Source organism: uncultured Winogradskyella sp. (assembly GCF_947495255.1).
Classification (GTDB): domain Bacteria; phylum Bacteroidota; class Bacteroidia; order Flavobacteriales; family Flavobacteriaceae; genus Winogradskyella.
In genome coordinates this window covers 125,266-143,814 of the sequence record NZ_CANLYI010000009.1, presented here as the reverse complement: position 1 = coordinate 143,814, position 18,549 = coordinate 125,266, and the positions used below count along the sequence as shown (strand labels likewise).

Genomic DNA, 18,549 nt, shown 5'->3' with positions numbered 1-18,549 from the left:
TTTTGGTTGTATATAATTTGAATTTTTGAGATTGTGATTGATAGCAAATAACGAGCATGAAGGATTTATTTGAAAAGATTTATAGAGATAAAGGACCATTAGGAAAATGGGCTGCACAAGCAGAAGGTTATTTTGTTTTCCCAAAACTTGAAGGTGAGATCTCTAATAGAATGAAATTTCAGGGAAAAGATGTTATTACTTGGAGTATAAATGATTATTTAGGTTTAGCCAATCATCCAGAAGTTAGAAAAGTAGATGCTGAAGCTGCTGCTGCTTATGGATCAGCGTATCCTATGGGAGCACGTATGATGTCTGGACACACAGAGCTACACGAGCAGTTACAAAACGAACTTGCAGCTTTTGTTAGTAAAGAAGCGGCTTATCTTTTAAATTTTGGATATCAAGGAATGGTTTCTACCATTGACGCTTTGGTTTCTAAAGATGACATTATTGTTTACGATGTTGATGCACATGCATGTATTATTGATGGTGTGCGTTTACATATGGGTAAACGTTTTACATATAAGCACAACGATGTAGCTAGTTTAGAGAAAAATCTTGAGCGTGCTACAAAAATGGCTGAGCAAACAGGTGGAGGAATCTTAGTGATTTCTGAAGGTGTATTTGGTATGCGTGGTGAGCAAGGTCGTTTAAAAGAGATTGTAGAACTTAAGAAAAAGTTTAATTTTAGACTGTTTGTTGATGATGCGCATGGTTTTGGTACACTTGGTGCTACAGGAGCAGGAGCGGGAGAAGAGCAAGGTGTACAAGATGATATTGATGTGTATTTTGCAACCTTTGCTAAATCAATGGCAAGTACAGGTGCTTTTATTGCAGCAGATCAAGAAATTATTGACTACTTAAAATATAACTTACGTTCTCAAATGTTCGCTAAGTCTTTACAAATGCAATTGGTTGTTGGTGCGTTAAAACGTTTAGATATGTTACGTACTATGCCAGAACTGAAAAAGAATCTTTGGACAGTTGTTGATGCATTACAATCTGGTTTAACGGAGCGTGGTTTTGATATTGGTACAACGCAGAGTTGTGTGACTCCAGTTTATTTAAAAGGGAGTATTCCTGAAGCTATGGCTTTAGTGAGGGACTTACGTGAAAACCATGGAATCTTCTGTTCTATAGTAGTTTATCCAGTTATACCTAAAGGATTGATTTTATTAAGAATGATTCCTACAGCAACACATACGTTAGAGGATGTAAGAGAAACATTAGATGCTTTTGAGGCTATTAGAAGTCGTCTAGAAAACGGAACTTATAAAAGAATGTCTGCAGCATTAATCGCAGCAATGGGTGAATAGTTATTCACTTAATGATAATAAAAAACGGTCATCACTTTAATTGCGATGACTGTTTTTTGTTTAGTTAACTTTTTCTATTTTATCAATTACTTAAACAAATCTTAAGGTCTTTCTTAAAAGTTTTACGTCTTGCATAAACTTTAGGGTCAAAATGTTTCCAGATTTGTTTAATCGCATAATTATCTTCTAGCTCTGGCGTTCTATAGCAAGTTTGGATACCTTTTTCTTTAAAGGTTTCGTAATATTCATTAAATATTACGGCATGTACACCCTTATTTTGATAATCTGGATGAATACCTATTAAATAGAATATTACGTCTTTACTATTCTTTTTAGCTTTTAAGATGTGTGTAAAGCCAAATGGAAATAATTTACCTTTAGTTTTTTGTATAGCTTCAGCAAACCTAGGCATTACAATAGCGAAGCCTACAAGCGTATCGTTTTCGTCAACTACAAATTTGATGTATTCAGGATTAACAAAACTTATAAATTTCTTTTTAAAATATTCCTTTTGTATGTCTGTGATTTCGACAAAAGAAGATAAAGAAGCGTAACTTTCATTAAATAAATCGAACATGCGATCCACGTAAGGCATTACTTCTTCCGTTTTTGTAAACTTAAGAGCCGTTAACTTATAACGTCGCTTAATGAGTTCTTGTGCTTTTTTAAAAAATTCAGGCTTTACATTTGCAAAAGGAAATTTACTTTCTGAGTATTCTTTTTCAATTTGATAATTGTGTTCGTTGTAATGATTAACATAGTAAGGGTGATTATACCAGGTAATCATTGTTGCCAAATGGTCAAAACCTTCAGTCATTACACCAACTTTATCTAAGTTTGAAAAACCAACAGGGCCTTCGATGTAACTTAATTGATGTTCTCTTCCTATCTTTTCAACGGTTTCCAGTAAAGCTTTACTTACTTCAGTATTATCAATAAAATCAAACCAACCAAAACGCATTTTTTTGATGTTTTGTTTGTCGACTTCTAGCCAATTAACAATAGCTGCAATTCTACCGACAATTTCATCACTTTTATAAGCTAAGAAAAAGCGCGCTTCTGCATCTTTAAAAATGGGATTTTTATCTTTATTAAAAGTCTCTAGTTCTTGTTTAATAATTGGCGGAACCCAATATTTAGAGTCTTTGTAAATAGAAAAAGGAAATTTAACAAATGCCTTTAAATCCTTTTTTGAAGTGGCTTCTTTTATTGTAATCATGTAGTTAGGAAAGCTATTAATTAAGAATCAAAATCATCTGTTTTTTTCTCTTTCTTCTTTTTGTCCTTTTTTGGTTTTCGCATTTTACCATTTCCGTCTTTTGCAGAATTACCGTTATCAATCTTCTTGTCTTTATGGAAGTCTAAGCGGTAAGACGCTCCAAAGGCAATATTAAAAACTGTTGGTGTATCTTTTGTATTGAAAGCGATATTAGCATCTAATTGAAAGTTTTGTGTCCAAAGGTAAGCGCCTCCAAACCTAAATATATTATCTGCATAAAAATCACTTTGTATACCTTGCGTTTCTCCAAAAACAACCCATTGAGGCGTAAAAGAGTGTGTTAAGGTTAAGATATATGAAAAATCGGATTGGTCTGTCCCAATTCTATCCTTTATTAAGTTCATTACAAAAACCCAACCACCATTAAAGTTGTTTTGAGTTGCAATCATTATTTTTGGACTAAAACCTTCAATACCATAATCTGTATAAGGATTATTTTTAGTGTCAAAATTTGCACCTGCATAAATAGAAACTGCAGGTATTAATGATTTCCAATTGAATTTTCTGTTTGCATGGTAACTGTAAATATTAGGTTTTGCTTCTTCTGCATTTTTATAAGGGTCATAAACTAAGTATTTAGCACCGATAGTTAAACTCTTAAAATTTGAACGTTTATTTTCATTCGGAATTAATCCATTATAATCAGTAAAAGTATCATTCTGGTAAACACCATCAAGCGACAATTCTAATTCTTCAAAAAGTAAACCATATCGCAGTCCAAAATCGAGACCAAAGCCAGAAACTTCATAATTGCTTAGTGCATGTTCTTCTTTCACAGTATATGCTCCAGTTTCAAATTGAACAATTCCTGTACCAACAGAAAATGCACTTTTTGACACACCAGGACGATTAGAATTAATCACTTCTGTATATTGAGCAAAAGCAGCGTTAAAGGAAATTGTAAGTAATAAAATAAGGGTTGATTTGAGTATTCTCATTTTTTTAAGGATTTAAAACCATTCAGTCTATTGTAGATTTGAGTCAAATATATAGATTTTATAGTTTTTTTAAGGAATTATAACGTATTATAAATGTTGATAATTGTATTTTTGAATAATATAAATTTTATCATTTAAGAAGCTTAGTCCATGGGATTATTGAAAACTATATTAATTATTTTATTGGTTTACTACGGTTTTAAGGTTTTATCACGTCTTTTTGCGCCGTTATTAGTGCGTTTTGTAGCCAAGAAAGCTGAAGAGAAATTCGGAGGTCAATTTGGCGGATTCCAAAACCCAAACCAGCAAAGACAACAACAAAAACAAACAGAAGGCGAAACGGTTATTGATAAAATGCCTAACGAAAATAAATCTTCCAACTCAAAAGTAGGCGAGTATATAGATTACGAAGAAATAGAATAGCTAGATTCCTTTGGTTAATGCTGAGTTTGATTCAGTAAAAAGGAAACTTTAGCAATGTTTCAAAAAAAATAACTACTTTTCAGAATCATTCAACTTAAAGCATTCTCATGTCATTTTCCATTAAACGTATATTGCCACATGTCTTAATTCTAATAGGATTTGTAGTTGTTTCTCTAGCTTATTTTAGTCCTGTTCTTCAAGGCAAAAAAATCAATCAAAGTGATATAATGCATTACATTGGTATGGCTCAGCAACAAAAAGAGTTTGCCAAAACTACAGGTGAAGAAACGTATTGGACTAACAGTGCTTTTGGTGGTATGCCAACGTATCAGTTAGGAGCAAAATATCCACATAATTATATTAAAAAACTCGACTTAGCATTACGTTTTTTGCCAAGACCAGCAGATTATCTATTCTTATATTTTATAGGGTTTTATATTCTGTTATTGGCTTTAAAAGTAGACTTTAAACTCGCTGCACTTGGTGCATTAGCTTTTGGATTTTCCACTTATCTTATAATTATATTAGGTGTTGGTCATAATTCTAAAGCGCATGCTATTGCTTATATGCCTTTGGTTTTATCAGGTATTGTCCTCACGTTTAGAAAGAAATACATTTTTGGGTTTCTACTAACTTCGATTGCTTTAGGCCTTCAGATAGTGGCAAATCATCCGCAAATGACCTATTATCTTCTTTTACTAATATTAGTTCTAGGGTTGGCTTATTTGATAGATGCTTACAGAAAAAAAGTATTACCTCATTTCTTTAAATCAGTTGGTTTATTAACCGTTGCTGCGATATTAGCCGTTGGTCTTAATGCAACAGGTATTATGGCAACACAAGAGTATGTGAAAGAAAGTGCTCGTGGACAAAGTGACTTAACTATAAATACAGATGGTTCACCAAAAGAGGTGACGACAGGTTTAGATAGAGGTTATATTACAGAGTATAGTTATGGTATTTTAGAATCCTTTAATCTTTATATTCCAAAATTTATGGGTGGAGGAAACTATGAAGATGTAGGTAAAGATTCTGAAACTTACGAAGCCTATATTAATCTTGGAGCTTCACCAATGGAAGCTTTAGATGCAGCCAGAAATGCACCAATGTATTGGGGAAATCAACCTATAGTGGAAGCACCTGCTTATGTTGGTGCAGTAATTATATTTCTATTTGTTTTAGGTTTGTTTTTAGTAAAAGGAAGATTAAAATGGTGGTTAGTAGGCGGAACTATTCTATCACTTTTATTATCTTATGGGAAAAATCTAGGTTTTTTAACGGATTTCTTTATTGACTATGTGCCGTTTTATAATAAATTTAGAGCAGTGAGTTCAATTCAAGTTATACTAGAGTTGTGTATTCCGGTATTAGGGATTTTTGCGTTATCTCGTTTGTTTAATGACTTTCAGAAAGATGAAGAAAAACTTAAAGCATTGTTATATTCTGTAGCAATCACAGCAGGTTTAGCTTTAATATTTTTAGTATTTAAATCTACGTTATTTGATTTTGAAGGCTTAAGAGATGACCAATATATTAGTGCTTATGGACAAGCCTTTATGGATTCTGTTATTGAAGACAGAAAATCCTTAATGACGGCAGATACCTTTAGAACCTTGATTTTGGTGTTGTTATCTGCAGGAACTATTTACTTATTCTTAAAGAAAAAATTATCTGAAAATTTAGTTGTTGTTGTATTTGCAGTATTAATTCTATTTGATTTAGTTACTGTTGATAAAAAGTATGTTAACAATGATAATTTTATATCAGCTGTTAAAGTAGATAAACCTTATCAACCTAATCAAGCGGATAAAGAAATCTTAAAAGACAAAAGCCATTTTAGAGTGATGGATATGTCTTCTGAAGGGCAACGGATGCCAGCAAAAGCTGCTTATTATCATAATTCATTGATGGGTTATAGTGCGGCGAAATTAGGTCGTGTTAATGAGTTATTAGAGTTTCATGTGTATAAAAACAACATGAATGTCCTCAATATGTTAAACACTAAATACATCATTGCAGAAGAGCAAAATACCATTTTTCCATATACAAATACTGAAGCAAATGGTAATGCATGGTTTGTTTCTAAACTAAAAGTTGTCGCTGATGCTAACCAAGAAATTTTAGCTTTAGATAGTCTAAATACTAAGACGACTGCTGTTTTAGAAAAAACGGTTCAGGTTGAAAATAATTTGAAGTCAACATATCAAGTTGATTCTACAGCTTCAATTCAGTTAAAAGAATTTAAGCCTAATTATTTAAAATATGAATCTAATAACACCAATGAAGGTTTAGCTGTATTTTCTGAAATCTACTACAAGCAAGGTTGGGATGCTTATATCGATGGCGAATTAGTACCACATTTTAGAGTGAATTACGTGTTAAGAGCTTTAGAATTACCAAAAGGAAAGCACACAATAGAATTTAAGTTTGAACCTCAAGTTGTTGAAACAGGAAGTAAAGTAGCATTAGCTAGTTCTGCTATTTTATTGATTTTTATATTGTTAGGTTTGTTTTTTGAATTTAAAGGAAGAAAAGCGAAAGCTTAGATATGAATTCTAAAGTACTTATCATAACCTATTATTGGCCACCAGCAGGAGGTCCAGGCGTGCAACGTTGGTTAAAATTTGTTAAGTATTTACCAGAATTTGGTATTGACCCTATTGTTTATTGTCCTAAGAATCCAAATTATCCGATACTAGATGAAAGTTTGGTAAATGAGATTCCTGAAAACATTACTATTTTAAAACAACTCATCAGTGAACCTTATGGTTTAGCTAGTATTTTTTCTAAAGGAAGTTCAAAGAAAATTAGCTCAGGTGTTATCCCAAAAACTAAAAAGCAATCTCTGATTGAAAAAGCGATGCTTTACGTAAGAGGGAATTATTTTATTCCAGATGCTCGAAAAAACTGGGTGAAACCTTCGGTTGAATTTCTTTCAAATTATATAAAAGAACATCAAATAGAAACCATTATTACAACAGGTCCACCTCACAGTTTACATTTAATAGGCTTGCAATTAAAGGCTAGATTAGGTATAAAATGGTTTGCAGATTTTAGAGACCCTTGGACGACTATTGGCTATCATAAAGATTTAAAACTAACAGAGTCTTCAAAAGCAAAACATTTAGATTTAGAACATAAAGTTTTAAATACAGCCGACCAAATTATAGTGACAAGTAATCATACTAAAAACGAGTTTATAACCAAAACCAAACAATCCATTACTGTTATTACTAATGGTTATGATACGCACAAGGTTAGAGTAGAAGGGAAGGACCAAAAATTCACCTTATCTCATATTGGTTCTTTATTATCTGAACGAAATCCTGTGGTTTTATGGGAAACACTTTCTGATTTAATTAAAGAGAATAAAAGTTTTTCTGAATTATTTAAATTACTATTAATAGGTGTAGTTAGTGATGATGTTATAGACTCTATTTATAAATATGGTTTAAAAAATCATGTTAATGTTGTTGGTTATGTAAGTCATGATGAAGCGTTAAAGTTTCAAATGAAATCACAATTACTATTATTGATAGAAATCGATTCTGAAGACACTAAAGCCATAATTGCTGGTAAAGTTTTTGAATATCTTATTTCCGAAACACCAATTTTAGCCATTGGTCCAAAAGATGCTGATGTTGAGAAAATTATCACTTCAACCAATACCGGAACCTACTTTAATTATAACCAAAAAGAAGAATTAAAATCACAATTATTAACTTATTTTGAAGCCTTTCAGAATAAAACTTTAAAAGTAAATGCTATTGGTTTACAACCCTACAGCAGAAAAGCATTGACAGAAAAGTTAAGTAAAATCATAAAGGATAGATAATTTATAAAGTTCATTTTAGAATTTAATAGTTGTATTTTGCCTCACTATGGGAATCGTATTAAACCAGTCTTTTAAAAACACAATAACCACCTATTTGGGTTTTGGTATTGGTGCTATTAATACACTTTTTCTTTACACTAATTTTTTATCGGACCAATATTATGGTTTAGTTGCCTTTTTGCTTTCCGCTGCTAATATTATGATGCCTTTTATGGCATTTGGTGTTCATAATGCTATTGTAAAATTCTATTCAACTTTTAAATCTAAAAACAGTATCAATAGTTTTTTAACGCTTATGCTGTTTTTGCCTTTAGTATTTATAATTCCTACTGGTATTATTGGCTATTTTGCTTATGATGCTATTGTTAATTGGCTTTCTAGTGAAAATCAAATTGTAGAAAATTACGTTTGGCATATTTTTATTTTAGCTGTGTCTATGGCTTATTTCGAAATCTTTTTCGCTTGGACTAAAGTGCAAATGCAAACTGTGTTTGGTAATTTAATGAAAGAGGTATTTCACAGAGTATGTATTATGTTATTATTGTTCGCCGTTTATTTTAATTGGTTAACTGTAGATAATTTTATAATTTCTCTTGTTGGCGTTTATGTTGTTAGAGTTATAATAATGAAGCTTTATGCTTATTCGGTGAGATTTCCAAAGTTGAAATTTCAGAAACTAGATAATCAATCTTCAATTTTAAAATATTCAACATTAATGATTATCGCAGGCTCAGTAGCTATGCTAATTTTAGATATCGATAAGTTTATGATTGGTCTAATGTTACCAGATATTGAGCAAGTTGCTTATTATAGTGTTGCTATTTTTATTGCAACAGTTATTGCTGTTCCGCAACGTGCGATGCATCAAATTATGTTACCATTAACAGCTAAATATCTTAATGAGAAAGATTATGTGGCCTTAGAAGATTTATATAAAAGGAGTTCTATGACACTTTTGGTGGTAAGTGGATTTATATTCTTGTTGATTATATTAAATATCAATCAACTATACGAAATTCTTCCTTCTGAATTTACAGGTGGGCTTTTTGCTGTGTTAATAGTGAGTTTAGCAAAGCTTTACGATAATAGTTTGGGTAATAATAATGCGATTTTATTTAATAGTGATTATTATAAAATGGTCCTATTATTTGGTGTTTTATTAGCTATTATGGCCATTGTTCTTAACGCTATTTTTATTCCTGTTTATGGCATTGAAGGTTCTGCCTTTGCTACGTTTTTGGCTGTCTTTATCTATAATACTATCAAAATTATATTTGTGAAAAGAAAGTTTAATATGTTACCTTTTACTTTAAGTTCAACCAAAATTGTGGTCACATTAATTGTATTAAGTATTGCATTTTACTTCTGGGATTTTCCGTTTCATCCTGTAGTGAATATAATTTTGAAATCAATGTTAATAGGCTTAATTTATTCTATGGTTATTTATAAGTTGAATGTTTCGGAGGATATTTCAAATCAGATAAAGAAGTATTTAAGATTGAAGTAAAATAGAAATTCCTGCAATAGCAAGAATCTATATTACAAAAATGTCCCGTAAGGTGCTCTGAGGCATACATCATACGGGACATCCTAACCAACCAAAAAAACTTTTTATGCTCTTGATCGTCTTGAGTTAGATCTAGTAGAACTTTGGTTGCTCTTTCTACTTGTGTTAGATCCGCTTTTTACAGACGATGATTTTCTTTTATTCTGAACTGTTATACTTCTTTGTTTAGTACTTTGTGATCTAGTGTTATTACTTGATCTTGTAGAAACCGTTCTTGGTTTACTAGTTACTGTTCTCTTGTTAGACACAGAATTGTTACTTCTGGTCACATTATTTCTCGAATTTCTCGTGGATGTTGCATTACTACTACGTGTTGTTCTTGTTGGAGTATTCACTTTAGTATTAGAACGTACTGTATTTGCTTTTCTAGTTGTACTTGTTCTAGTAGGTGTATTTACTCTTGTATTAGTGCGCGTTGGTGTTGCTTTATCAGAAACACGTCTCGTACTAGTTCTTGTTGTTGCATTTGTATTACTAGTTGTTCTTGTCGCATTTTTTTCACTTAAACGTGTTGCTCTTGTAGTTGCAATTGCTTTATTACTGCGTGTTACACGAGTTCTTAAACTTCTTTCTGTTTTGTTTCTTGGTGTTTGAGCATATCTACGTGTATTTCTAACTGTGTTATTACGTCTCGTTACATGTCCATTATCGCGTCTTACAATATTATAATGTCTTACATTATTAGTATATGGTCTGTAATATATATGTCTTACAGGAGTATAATATTGTCTGTATGGATTAACATGTACAATACAGAAATTAATATGAGGTGTTGCATAAAACCTGTGCCATGGTCTGTAAACATATGCTCTGTTGTATGAGTTGATGAATCCATCATATCTCCAATAAGCATTATTTCTATAATAAATATTTAGACCTCCAATTCTGTTTATTCTACCAAATCCGTTATAGTTGATAAAAATATTTCCTATTTGATTTACACGACCGTAGTAGTCATAATATATAGGTGTGTTTTCAATTTGAATAATAGCTCCAAACTCGTCATATTGTAAATATGGATTGTAATCATAACCAGAGTTAAAACTTAAACTGAAACCAGGTGTATCAATATCTACGTTTACATCTGGTCCGTAATTTGGTAAATAAAAATCAAATTGACCATCAGCGAAAACTGAAAATTCAATTCCTGCTTCATTAAAGATGAAAGACTTACCATAACCTCTCACATAGTTATCGATTGAAGCTTCTGATTCTGCTTCTGTTGTTGTGTCGTTGGTTGCGAATGCAGTTGTGCTTATAGCGACTAAAGCTGCAAATAAATATAGTATTCGTTTCATAATAATTGGGTTTTAAATTAAACTCGTTTAGTATAAAACAAACAGCGTGCCAAGTTTTTAATCAGCTGTTTTTTAGTGCATTGAAAAAGTTTAAAAGATGAAGGACTATAATTAGGAAAGGTTGAAATGTTGAAAAGTTAGAATATTGTGAAATAGTTTACGTTAATATTATTGCAATTAAAAACCCTGAGTGTTTTTTCAAACATTTCAGGGTTTTAGTTTTAATCTATAGAATAGCTATTAATAGATTAAGCTTTTAGTTTCTTCTTTTTTAGTGTTTTTCCATCTTTTCTGTAATAGTAATAATCATCATCTTGCTGAGATGAGTCATCATTATGATCTTCAGACCAATCAGATGTTCCATAATTTCCGCTATCAGGATTATTTCTATTTACAATACCTCTTGTTCCAATAACATCTCCATGTCTATTAGTTAAAATACGTAAACCACCAACTTGCCTTAATTGTCCATTTCTGTAAGTCATATATACAGAACCAACACGCTTTAGTCGTCCTTGTCTATCATAGTTGATAAATACATTTCCAATTCTTCTAACACGTCCTTCTCTATCGTGCGTTACCAAAACACCTCGATTTCTAACATTATTATTTATACTTGGTGCACCATAAGTTCTGTTAGTACTGCGTCTTTTTTTTGTGCTAGTACGTCTGTAATAATAGTTGTCATCATTTGGTTGTGAGATGGAAGTATCGGTATTAAAATCGAAACTACCATCGGCAAAGATTAAAAATTCTACACCACGTTCTACAAACAAAATTGGTTGTGCGTAATGATTACGAGATTTGTTTAAACCTTCCCCATTTAAAACAGCATCTCCTGCTGTTGTTGCTTTAGCAGATGTTAATCCTATTAACACCATTGCCATAAAAAGTACTTGTCTTTTCATAATTTATAGGTTTTTAGATTCGCCTTGTCACTAACTTGTTTAGGACTTCTTGGCTTTCTTACTTGGTTTGATATTTTCAATTAGCGTGCCAAAAAACGCAAAGTCCTTGTAGTTAGTTGCTTAGGGTGTTGTGAGGTAAGGATATAACCATTATTAGTTTTCATTATTCTAACATGTAGTCATTGATAGTATAATTTTTGTTACTTTTAAATCTGATTAACCAATCAAAATGAAAACCAACCAAACGAATTGTAAAAATTGTGAACAACCTTATGATGAAGGTTTTCAGTTTTGTCCACATTGTGGTCAGAAAACTAACGACGAATTAACTATTGGTGTTCTATTCTATAATACCATCAGTAACTACTTTTCTTTTGATGCAAGATTCTTTAAAAGCTTCATTCCATTATTGTTTAAACCTGGTTATTTGGCCAAAGAATTTATTAAAGGAAAACGCTTATTATATCTGCATCCTGCGCAGATGTATTTGTTTATCTCGGTTGTATTCTTTTTTATATTTTCATTCAATGTAAGGGATCAAGTTGATAGCTTAAACGATAATTTTCAAGAAATTTTTGATAAAGATGGTACAGTTGTTTTGGATTCTGTTCAAATTAGAAAAAGAGATTCCATAAAATATGTTAAGGATTCTATAGCTAGAAAAGAAATTGAAGGCGCACTTAGGAGTAATAAATTTATTACAGGAATGAGTGATAATGAAATTGATTCTATTATTAAATTAGATGACTTACCTAAAAAGAATGATATATCTTTTGGTTTTAATGAAGCAAAAATGGACTCTTTAATCAGTATAAATGCTTCTGATAAAGAGATTTACGAATCAATGGGCTTAGAAGAAGAAGATGGTTGGTTTATGCGAAAATTATATACTCAGATTCTCAAGTTTTATAAAGCGCGTGATGGAGGAAATGTTTTAAAAACATTTTATGATACGATACCAATAGCATTATTCTTCTTGCTCCCAATTTTTGCACTTATTATTAAGTTGTTATATTTTAGAAAAGGACGTTATGCACATCATTTAGTATTCAGTTTTTATTACTTCTCGTATTTATTTACGGTGTTCAGTATCATCTTTGGTGTAAATTTATTTTGGGATATTCCTGATTGGATCGATTGGCTTATAGCTTTATCTACTTTTGTTTATCTGCTAATAGCATTGAAAAAATTCTATGGACAAGGTTGGTTTTTAACTTTTTTTAAAGTTAGTGTTGCCACTTTTACTTTTATGATTATAGTAATACCAACTGCAGTTTTTATAATTGGGTTATTCGCTTTTATGTTCTATTAATTAATAGAACCAGCATGCCAAATTGGGACATTTAAAAATGCGCTTAAAATTTCGGCATCAACAATTATAGATTTTAAAGGAATATATTTTTTTGAAGTGTCTTTTTTAATTTTGTGAATGTCGGTTTTATAGGCTTTATAATAAACTCCTAATTGCTTATCAAATACACGAGGCATATAAAAAATATAAAACATTGAACCACCAGCAATAGAAAAAATTAAACCAAAGATTAATAAAAACCATTCTACTTCGGCAAAATTAAAACCGTTTTTAAATAATGGATTAATTCCTGAAAAGAAAACGCCTAAACCTACAGCTAAGAATATAAGCTAAAAAGACCAACACCAATTGAAGGTTTATAATATAGCTTAGAGCTAGACTCTTCAATTAGTACATTAGTTTTAAAACTAGCACCTCCACCTTTTACAGGAGAAGTGTTAACGTTTTTTTTAGTTCATTTAATTCAGAATTTACTTCTATTGGCTTCATTTATAATTTTTCTAGAAGATATTTTCCTGTAACTGATTTCTTGTCCTTCGCGATTTCTTCGGGTGTACCAGAAGCAACTAATTGTCCTCCATGTTTTCCACCTTCTGGACCTAAATCAATAATATAATCTGCACATTTAATTAAATCGATATTATGCTCAATGACTATAATTGAATGTCCTTTGCTAATTAATGCCTGAAATGATTTTAATAACTTTTTAATATCATGAAAGTGAAGTCCTGTTGTAGGTTCGTCGAAAATAAAAAGTGCATTATCACTTTTACTGCCTTTGCCTAAAAACGTAGCTAGTTTAATTCGTTGTGCTTCACCACCAGAAAGGGTAGAAGAGGATTGCCCTAAGGTAACATATCCCAATCCAACATCTTGAAGTGGTTGTAATTTTCCTTGAATTTTAGTTTCCTTATGAGTTGTAAAAAAATCAATGGCATCATCTATAGTAAGGTTTAAAATGTCATCTATAGATTTGCCTTCAAACTTAACTTCTAGTACTTCTTTTTTAAATCGTTTTCCGCCACAAGTGTCACAAGTTAAATGCACATCTGCCATAAACTGCATTTCAATAGTAACTTCGCCTTCGCCTTTGCAGGTTTCGCAACGTCCACCATCCACATTAAAACTAAAATGCTTGGCTGCGTAATTTCTAATTTTACTTAATTTCTGAGACGCAAATAAAGCACGTATATCATCATAAGCTTTAATATAAGTTACAGGATTAGAACGAGACGAACGACCAATTGGGTTTTGGTCAACAAATTCTACATGCTTAATATTACTATGATCTCCTTTTATTTCTGAAACCTGGCCAATTTTATCACTAAATCCAGTAAGTTTCTTTTGTATAGCAGGAAAAAGAATCTTCTTTACCAAGGTACTTTTTCCACTTCCGGAAACACCAGTAATAACCGTTAACATTTCAAGCGGAAAGGTAACATCTATATTTTGTAAGTTATTTTCTCTAGCACCAACAATCTCAACGCTATACTTTGAAGTTCTTCGTTTTTTAGGCACTTCAATTTCTAATTGACCATTTAGATATTTAGCCGTTAAGGTATCTGTAGCAAGAATGTCTTTAAAATTGCCAACAGCCATAACTTCACCGCCAAAAGTACCAGCCTCTGGACCAATATCTATAATAGAATCGGCTGCTTTCATTATATCTTCATCGTGCTCAACAACAATAACCGTGTTGCCTAAGTCTCGTAAATTTTTTAAAACTTCAATTAGACGTTCTGTGTCTTTAGGATGCAAGCCAATACTAGGTTCATCTAAAATATACATAGAACCAACAAGGCTACTGCCTAAAGATGTTGCTAAGTTAATACGTTGGCTTTCTCCACCAGATAAGGTATTAGATTTTCGGTTTAAGGTTAAATAACTTAAACCTACATTAGATAAAAATGCAAGACGCGTATTAATTTCAGTTAACAGACGTTTTGCGATTTTAGAATCACTTTCGTTTAACGTTAAATTATTAAAGAAAACAGTTAATTCATCTATTGGTAAATCTACTAAATCTGTAATGGTAGCTTCATTAATTTTTACATAACCAGCTTCTTCACGTAAGCGTTTACCTTTACAAACGCTACATTTTGTTTTACCACGATAACGTGATAACATTACACGATTCTGAATTTTATAGGCTTTAGATTCTAGCTCAGCAAAGAACGCATCTAAACCTTCGAAGTATTTATTGCCTTTCCAAATGAGCGCTTTGTTTTCATCACTTAATTGAAAGTAGGGTTTATGAATAGGGAAATCGAAATGATGAGAGTTGTTAACCAATTGGTCTTTATACCAACTCATGGTGTCACCTCTCCAAGGAAAAATTGCATTTTCGTAAACGGATAATGCTGTATTCGGAATTACTAAATCATCATCAATACCAATAACATCGCCATAACCTTCACATTTTGGGCATGCTCCATAAGGATTATTAAAACTGAATAAATGTGCATTAGGTTCTAGAAAAGACATGCCGTCTAATTCAAACTTATTATTAAATAGTGTTTGTTTTTTATCTGATAGTGATTCTATAATACAAGTGCCAACACCTTCATAAAAAGCCGTGCCAACAGCATCTGCTAAACGATTAAGGAAATCTTCATCATTTTTAAAAACAATTCTATCTACAACTAGAAATAAATCTTTATCAGATTTAATTTTCGATTTTAGAGCTTCATCAATTCTAACAACATCATCTTTTACTTTAATACGTGCGTAACCTTGTTGTTGAAGTGTTTGTAGTTTATTTTCAATAGTTCGTCCTTCTTCCAATATAATAGGAGCCAAGAGTAACAATTTAGAGCCTTCTTCAAATTCTGAAATAAAATTAATAACATCAGAAACGGTATGCTTTTTAACTTCTTTACCAGAAATAGGCGAATAGGTTCTACCAATTCTTGCAAATAATAATTTTAAATAATCGTAAATTTCTGTTGTTGTACCAACTGTAGAACGCGGATTTGTAGAGTTTACCTTTTGCTCAATAGCAATAGCAGGAGCAATACCTTTAATGTAATCTACTTTAGGTTTATTTAGTCGTCCTAAAAATTGGCGCGCATAACTACTTAAACTTTCTACATAACGTCTTTGACCTTCTGCATAGAGCGTATCAAAAGCTAAACTAGACTTTCCTGAGCCTGATAAACCTGTGATAACCACAAGTTTATTTCTAGGGATAACAACATCAATATTTTTTAGGTTGTGCAATTTTGCTCCTTTTATAATGATGTTTTCCTTTGGGCTAACGTCTAAAACAGTAGTATTCATAGGTTCTCTTCGGTATCTAAGTTTGCAAAGATACTATAACTATTTCATCTATTAAAGGAACACTTTATCCGACAAAATGTTAAATTTTAAGGTTATTGTTTGTTTTTTCGGAATGATTGTTGTTATATTTGAAGCATATCCATTTAAAAACATCTGCGTATAGCATAATATTACTTTAAAAAAAAACAGCTTTTAACCCCAAACTTAATAGGTCACTATTGAGCTTTAAAGTAATTATTATGAAAAAAGAACTTATCCAAGACGCAGAGTTGGTTAGCAACTACATTAACGGTAACGAGAATGCACTTTCAATATTAATAGAGAGGCATAAGCAGAAAATTTACAGTTTTATTTATTCTAAAGTCTATGATAGAGATGTCACTGAAGATGTATTTCAGGATACTTTTATCAAAGTTATTAGAACCTTAAAACGAGGCAAGTATAATGAAGAAGGTAAATTTTTACCTTGGGTTATGCGTATTGCTCATAATTTGGTAATTGACCATTTTAGAAAGAACAAACGTATGCCAAAATTTGATAATACAGGTGAGTTTAGTATTTTTTCAGTCTTAAGTGATTCTAGCTTAAATGCAGAGAAAACGATTATAAAGAATCAGGTAGAATCTGATGTACGACGTATTATTGAAGAATTACCAGAAGATCAAAAACAAGTATTGTTGATGCGTATGTATCAAGATATGAGTTTCAAGGAGATTTCGGAAAGAACAGGAGTAAGTATCAATACAGCACTAGGTAGAATGCGTTATGCGCTTATTAATATGCGTAAAGTAATTGAGCAAAATAATATTATTTTAACAAATTGATACAATAAAGTATGCTGAGATGCGTTTTTGCTATATATAAACTGATAAATTATAAAAATGGCAAAAATTTACTCTAATGCTTCCCCAAAAAATATTAACCTAAATCCAAAAGATGAAACGATAAGTTATCTTTTGAATTACTCTAAGGCTTTAAGTGTTATAAATTATAATAAATTGAAGTTTGAAGCACTTCTAAATTAAGTTGTTTAAAAAATCCTGATGTTTTTACATCAGGATTTTTTTTGAAACTATATAGATGGACTATTTATATATTCATTTTGTAGCAGGTTCAAATAATCTAATACTATTTTCCGATCAGGATGTTTTGATTTTAGACAATTATTATTGTCTTCATCATAAACTGTTAATGCTAAAAACCAATGTCCAACACGTTTAACGTAGCCTTGGTCAAAAATTGGATCTATTTTGTTTACTATAAGCGTTGCATCTACAGCAATACCTAAGAGATTTAGTTTTTTATCTGGTATTTCTGCTTCATGATATGTAATAAAATACGTTTTATTATCAATTACAACAGGTACATTAGAACCAACATCAATATCATTGAGTTGATATTTAATGTTTATATAATTATAAAATTGATTAGCATCTTTTGGGTCCTCAAAGATATAAGCTAACTCTCTTGGAAATTGACGTTTAAATTTTTTTGCAACTTCAATTTTATGTGTAAAATTTGATGGTGCTTTTCTTAAGGAAATACAAGATGTTACTGTAGTTGCTAATAATAAAATGAATAGTTTTTTCATAGGTTGGCGGTTTCTGCTATTATCACAACAATTGTACCATTCAAGCTTTAAAATAACTTATAACTTTATCGATATAAAAGGGTCATAAAGTCCCTGTTCTTAAAGATTTCGACAATGCTCAACTAGGTACTATTTATTTTTTCTTATTGTAATAATCATCTAAAACTGATTTTCTTCCGATTGTTTTGGTAATAATGTCTTTATCCATATCCCAACCACGCGCTGGAGAATATTGTCTTCCATACCAAATTATTTGAAGGTGTAAATCATTCCAAAGTTCCTCAGGAAATAAGCGTTTAGCGTCTTTTTCTGTTTGCACTACGTTTTTACCGTTGGTAAGATTCCAACGATACATTAAGCGATGAATATGTGTGTCTACAGGAAATGCCGGAATTCCGAAAGCTTGCGATAATACTACTGCAGCTGTTTTATGTCCTACAGCAGGCAGTGCTTCTAAATCTTCATATGTTTGTGGGACTTCACCATTATGCTTATCAATTAAAATATGTGATAAACCATGAATACCTTTGCTTTTCATTGGAGATAAACCAACGGGTTTTATAATTTCTCTAATTTCCTCAACACTGAGCTTTATCATATCGTAAGGATTGTCAGCACGCTCAAACAATAAAGGTGTTATTTTATTAACGCGAACATCTGTGCTTTGTGCAGACATTAAAACGGCAATTAATAAAGTATAAGGGTCTTTATGATCTAAGGGAATCGGAATTTCAGGATATAATTTATATAAAGTATTTATAACGAAATTAACTTTTTCTTGTTTTGTCATTTTGTATTTTTAC

Annotated in this window: 16 protein-coding genes; 8 read left to right on the top strand and 8 right to left on the bottom strand. The window is 31.3% G+C overall.

What is annotated here, in order from left to right:
• Positions 1-56 precede the first annotated feature (56 nt).
• Positions 57-1,316 (top strand): aminotransferase class I/II-fold pyridoxal phosphate-dependent enzyme, encoded by a 1,260-nt coding sequence (locus tag Q0807_RS15610; RefSeq protein ID WP_299111446.1) that lies wholly within the window; start codon positions 57-59, stop codon positions 1,314-1,316.
• A gap of 82 nt (positions 1,317-1,398) precedes the next feature.
• Here the strand turns inward: Q0807_RS15610 and Q0807_RS15605 are convergent, their stop codons facing one another.
• Positions 1,399-2,535 (bottom strand): GNAT family N-acetyltransferase, encoded by a 1,137-nt coding sequence (locus Q0807_RS15605; RefSeq protein ID WP_299111444.1) that lies wholly within the window; start codon positions 2,533-2,535, stop codon positions 1,399-1,401.
• Between the two features lie 20 nt (positions 2,536-2,555).
• On the bottom strand, positions 2,556-3,533 hold the full coding sequence (locus Q0807_RS15600) for a transporter (RefSeq protein WP_299111442.1): 978 nt from the start codon (positions 3,531-3,533) through the stop codon (positions 2,556-2,558).
• A gap of 150 nt (positions 3,534-3,683) precedes the next feature.
• Here Q0807_RS15600 and Q0807_RS15595 point away from each other — a divergent pair, with 150 nt between their 5' ends.
• The 4 genes from Q0807_RS15595 (at position 3,684) to Q0807_RS15580 (ending at position 9,298) form a co-directional block, all read left to right on the top strand.
• Positions 3,684-3,956, top strand: coding sequence for a DUF4834 family protein (locus tag Q0807_RS15595; protein ID WP_299111440.1), 273 nt, complete (start codon positions 3,684-3,686; stop codon positions 3,954-3,956).
• A gap of 107 nt (positions 3,957-4,063) precedes the next feature.
• Positions 4,064-6,502, top strand: a complete 2,439-nt coding sequence (locus tag Q0807_RS15590) for a YfhO family protein (RefSeq protein ID WP_299111438.1) — start codon at positions 4,064-4,066, stop codon at positions 6,500-6,502.
• Between the two features lie 2 nt (positions 6,503-6,504).
• A complete protein-coding gene (locus Q0807_RS15585; RefSeq protein WP_299111436.1) occupies positions 6,505-7,791 on the top strand; it encodes a glycosyltransferase family 4 protein in 1,287 nt (428 codons plus the stop codon).
• Positions 7,792-7,837: 46 nt separating this feature from the next.
• On the top strand, positions 7,838-9,298 hold the full coding sequence (locus tag Q0807_RS15580; RefSeq protein WP_299111434.1) for a polysaccharide biosynthesis C-terminal domain-containing protein: 1,461 nt from the start codon (positions 7,838-7,840) through the stop codon (positions 9,296-9,298).
• 104 nt (positions 9,299-9,402) lie between these two features.
• On the opposite strand, the gene Q0807_RS15575 is transcribed toward Q0807_RS15580, so the two are convergent.
• On the bottom strand, positions 9,403-10,656 hold the full coding sequence (locus Q0807_RS15575; protein WP_299111432.1) for a hypothetical protein: 1,254 nt from the start codon (positions 10,654-10,656) through the stop codon (positions 9,403-9,405).
• Positions 10,657-10,904: 248 nt separating this feature from the next.
• Positions 10,905-11,564: a hypothetical protein gene (locus Q0807_RS15570; RefSeq protein ID WP_299111430.1), complete on the bottom strand. Its 660-nt coding sequence runs from the start codon at positions 11,562-11,564 to the stop codon at positions 10,905-10,907.
• 229 nt (positions 11,565-11,793) lie between these two features.
• On the opposite strand from Q0807_RS15570, the gene Q0807_RS15565 reads away from it, so the two are divergent.
• Positions 11,794-12,876 carry a DUF3667 domain-containing protein gene (locus tag Q0807_RS15565; RefSeq protein ID WP_299111427.1) on the top strand — a complete coding sequence of 361 codons (1,083 nt, stop codon included), beginning with the start codon at positions 11,794-11,796 and terminating at the stop codon, positions 12,874-12,876.
• Here the strand turns inward: Q0807_RS15565 and Q0807_RS15560 are convergent.
• Entirely contained in the window at positions 12,873-13,052 is a 180-nt protein-coding gene (locus tag Q0807_RS15560) for a hypothetical protein (protein WP_299111425.1), read from the bottom strand. The two genes, Q0807_RS15565 and Q0807_RS15560, sit on opposite strands and share 4 nt — an antisense overlap.
• A 313-nt stretch (positions 13,053-13,365) precedes the next feature.
• A complete protein-coding gene (uvrA, locus tag Q0807_RS15555; RefSeq protein ID WP_299111423.1) occupies positions 13,366-16,155 on the bottom strand; it encodes an excinuclease ABC subunit UvrA in 2,790 nt (929 codons plus the stop codon).
• 239 nt (positions 16,156-16,394) lie between these two features.
• Here uvrA and Q0807_RS15550 point away from each other — a divergent pair, with 239 nt between their 5' ends.
• Complete coding sequence (locus tag Q0807_RS15550; RefSeq protein WP_299111421.1) at positions 16,395-16,979, top strand: sigma-70 family RNA polymerase sigma factor; 585 nt, start codon at positions 16,395-16,397, stop codon at positions 16,977-16,979.
• A gap of 57 nt (positions 16,980-17,036) precedes the next feature.
• Complete coding sequence (locus Q0807_RS15545; RefSeq protein WP_299111419.1) at positions 17,037-17,180, top strand: hypothetical protein; 144 nt, start codon at positions 17,037-17,039, stop codon at positions 17,178-17,180.
• Positions 17,181-17,227: 47 nt separating this feature from the next.
• Here Q0807_RS15545 and Q0807_RS15540 read toward each other — a convergent pair whose 3' ends face one another.
• Positions 17,228-17,746 carry a hypothetical protein gene (locus Q0807_RS15540; protein WP_299111417.1) on the bottom strand — a complete coding sequence of 173 codons (519 nt, stop codon included), beginning with the start codon at positions 17,744-17,746 and terminating at the stop codon, positions 17,228-17,230.
• Between the two features lie 133 nt (positions 17,747-17,879).
• Positions 17,880-18,536, bottom strand: a complete 657-nt coding sequence (gene nth / locus Q0807_RS15535; protein ID WP_299111415.1) for an endonuclease III — start codon at positions 18,534-18,536, stop codon at positions 17,880-17,882.
• Positions 18,537-18,549: the final 13 nt, after the last annotated feature.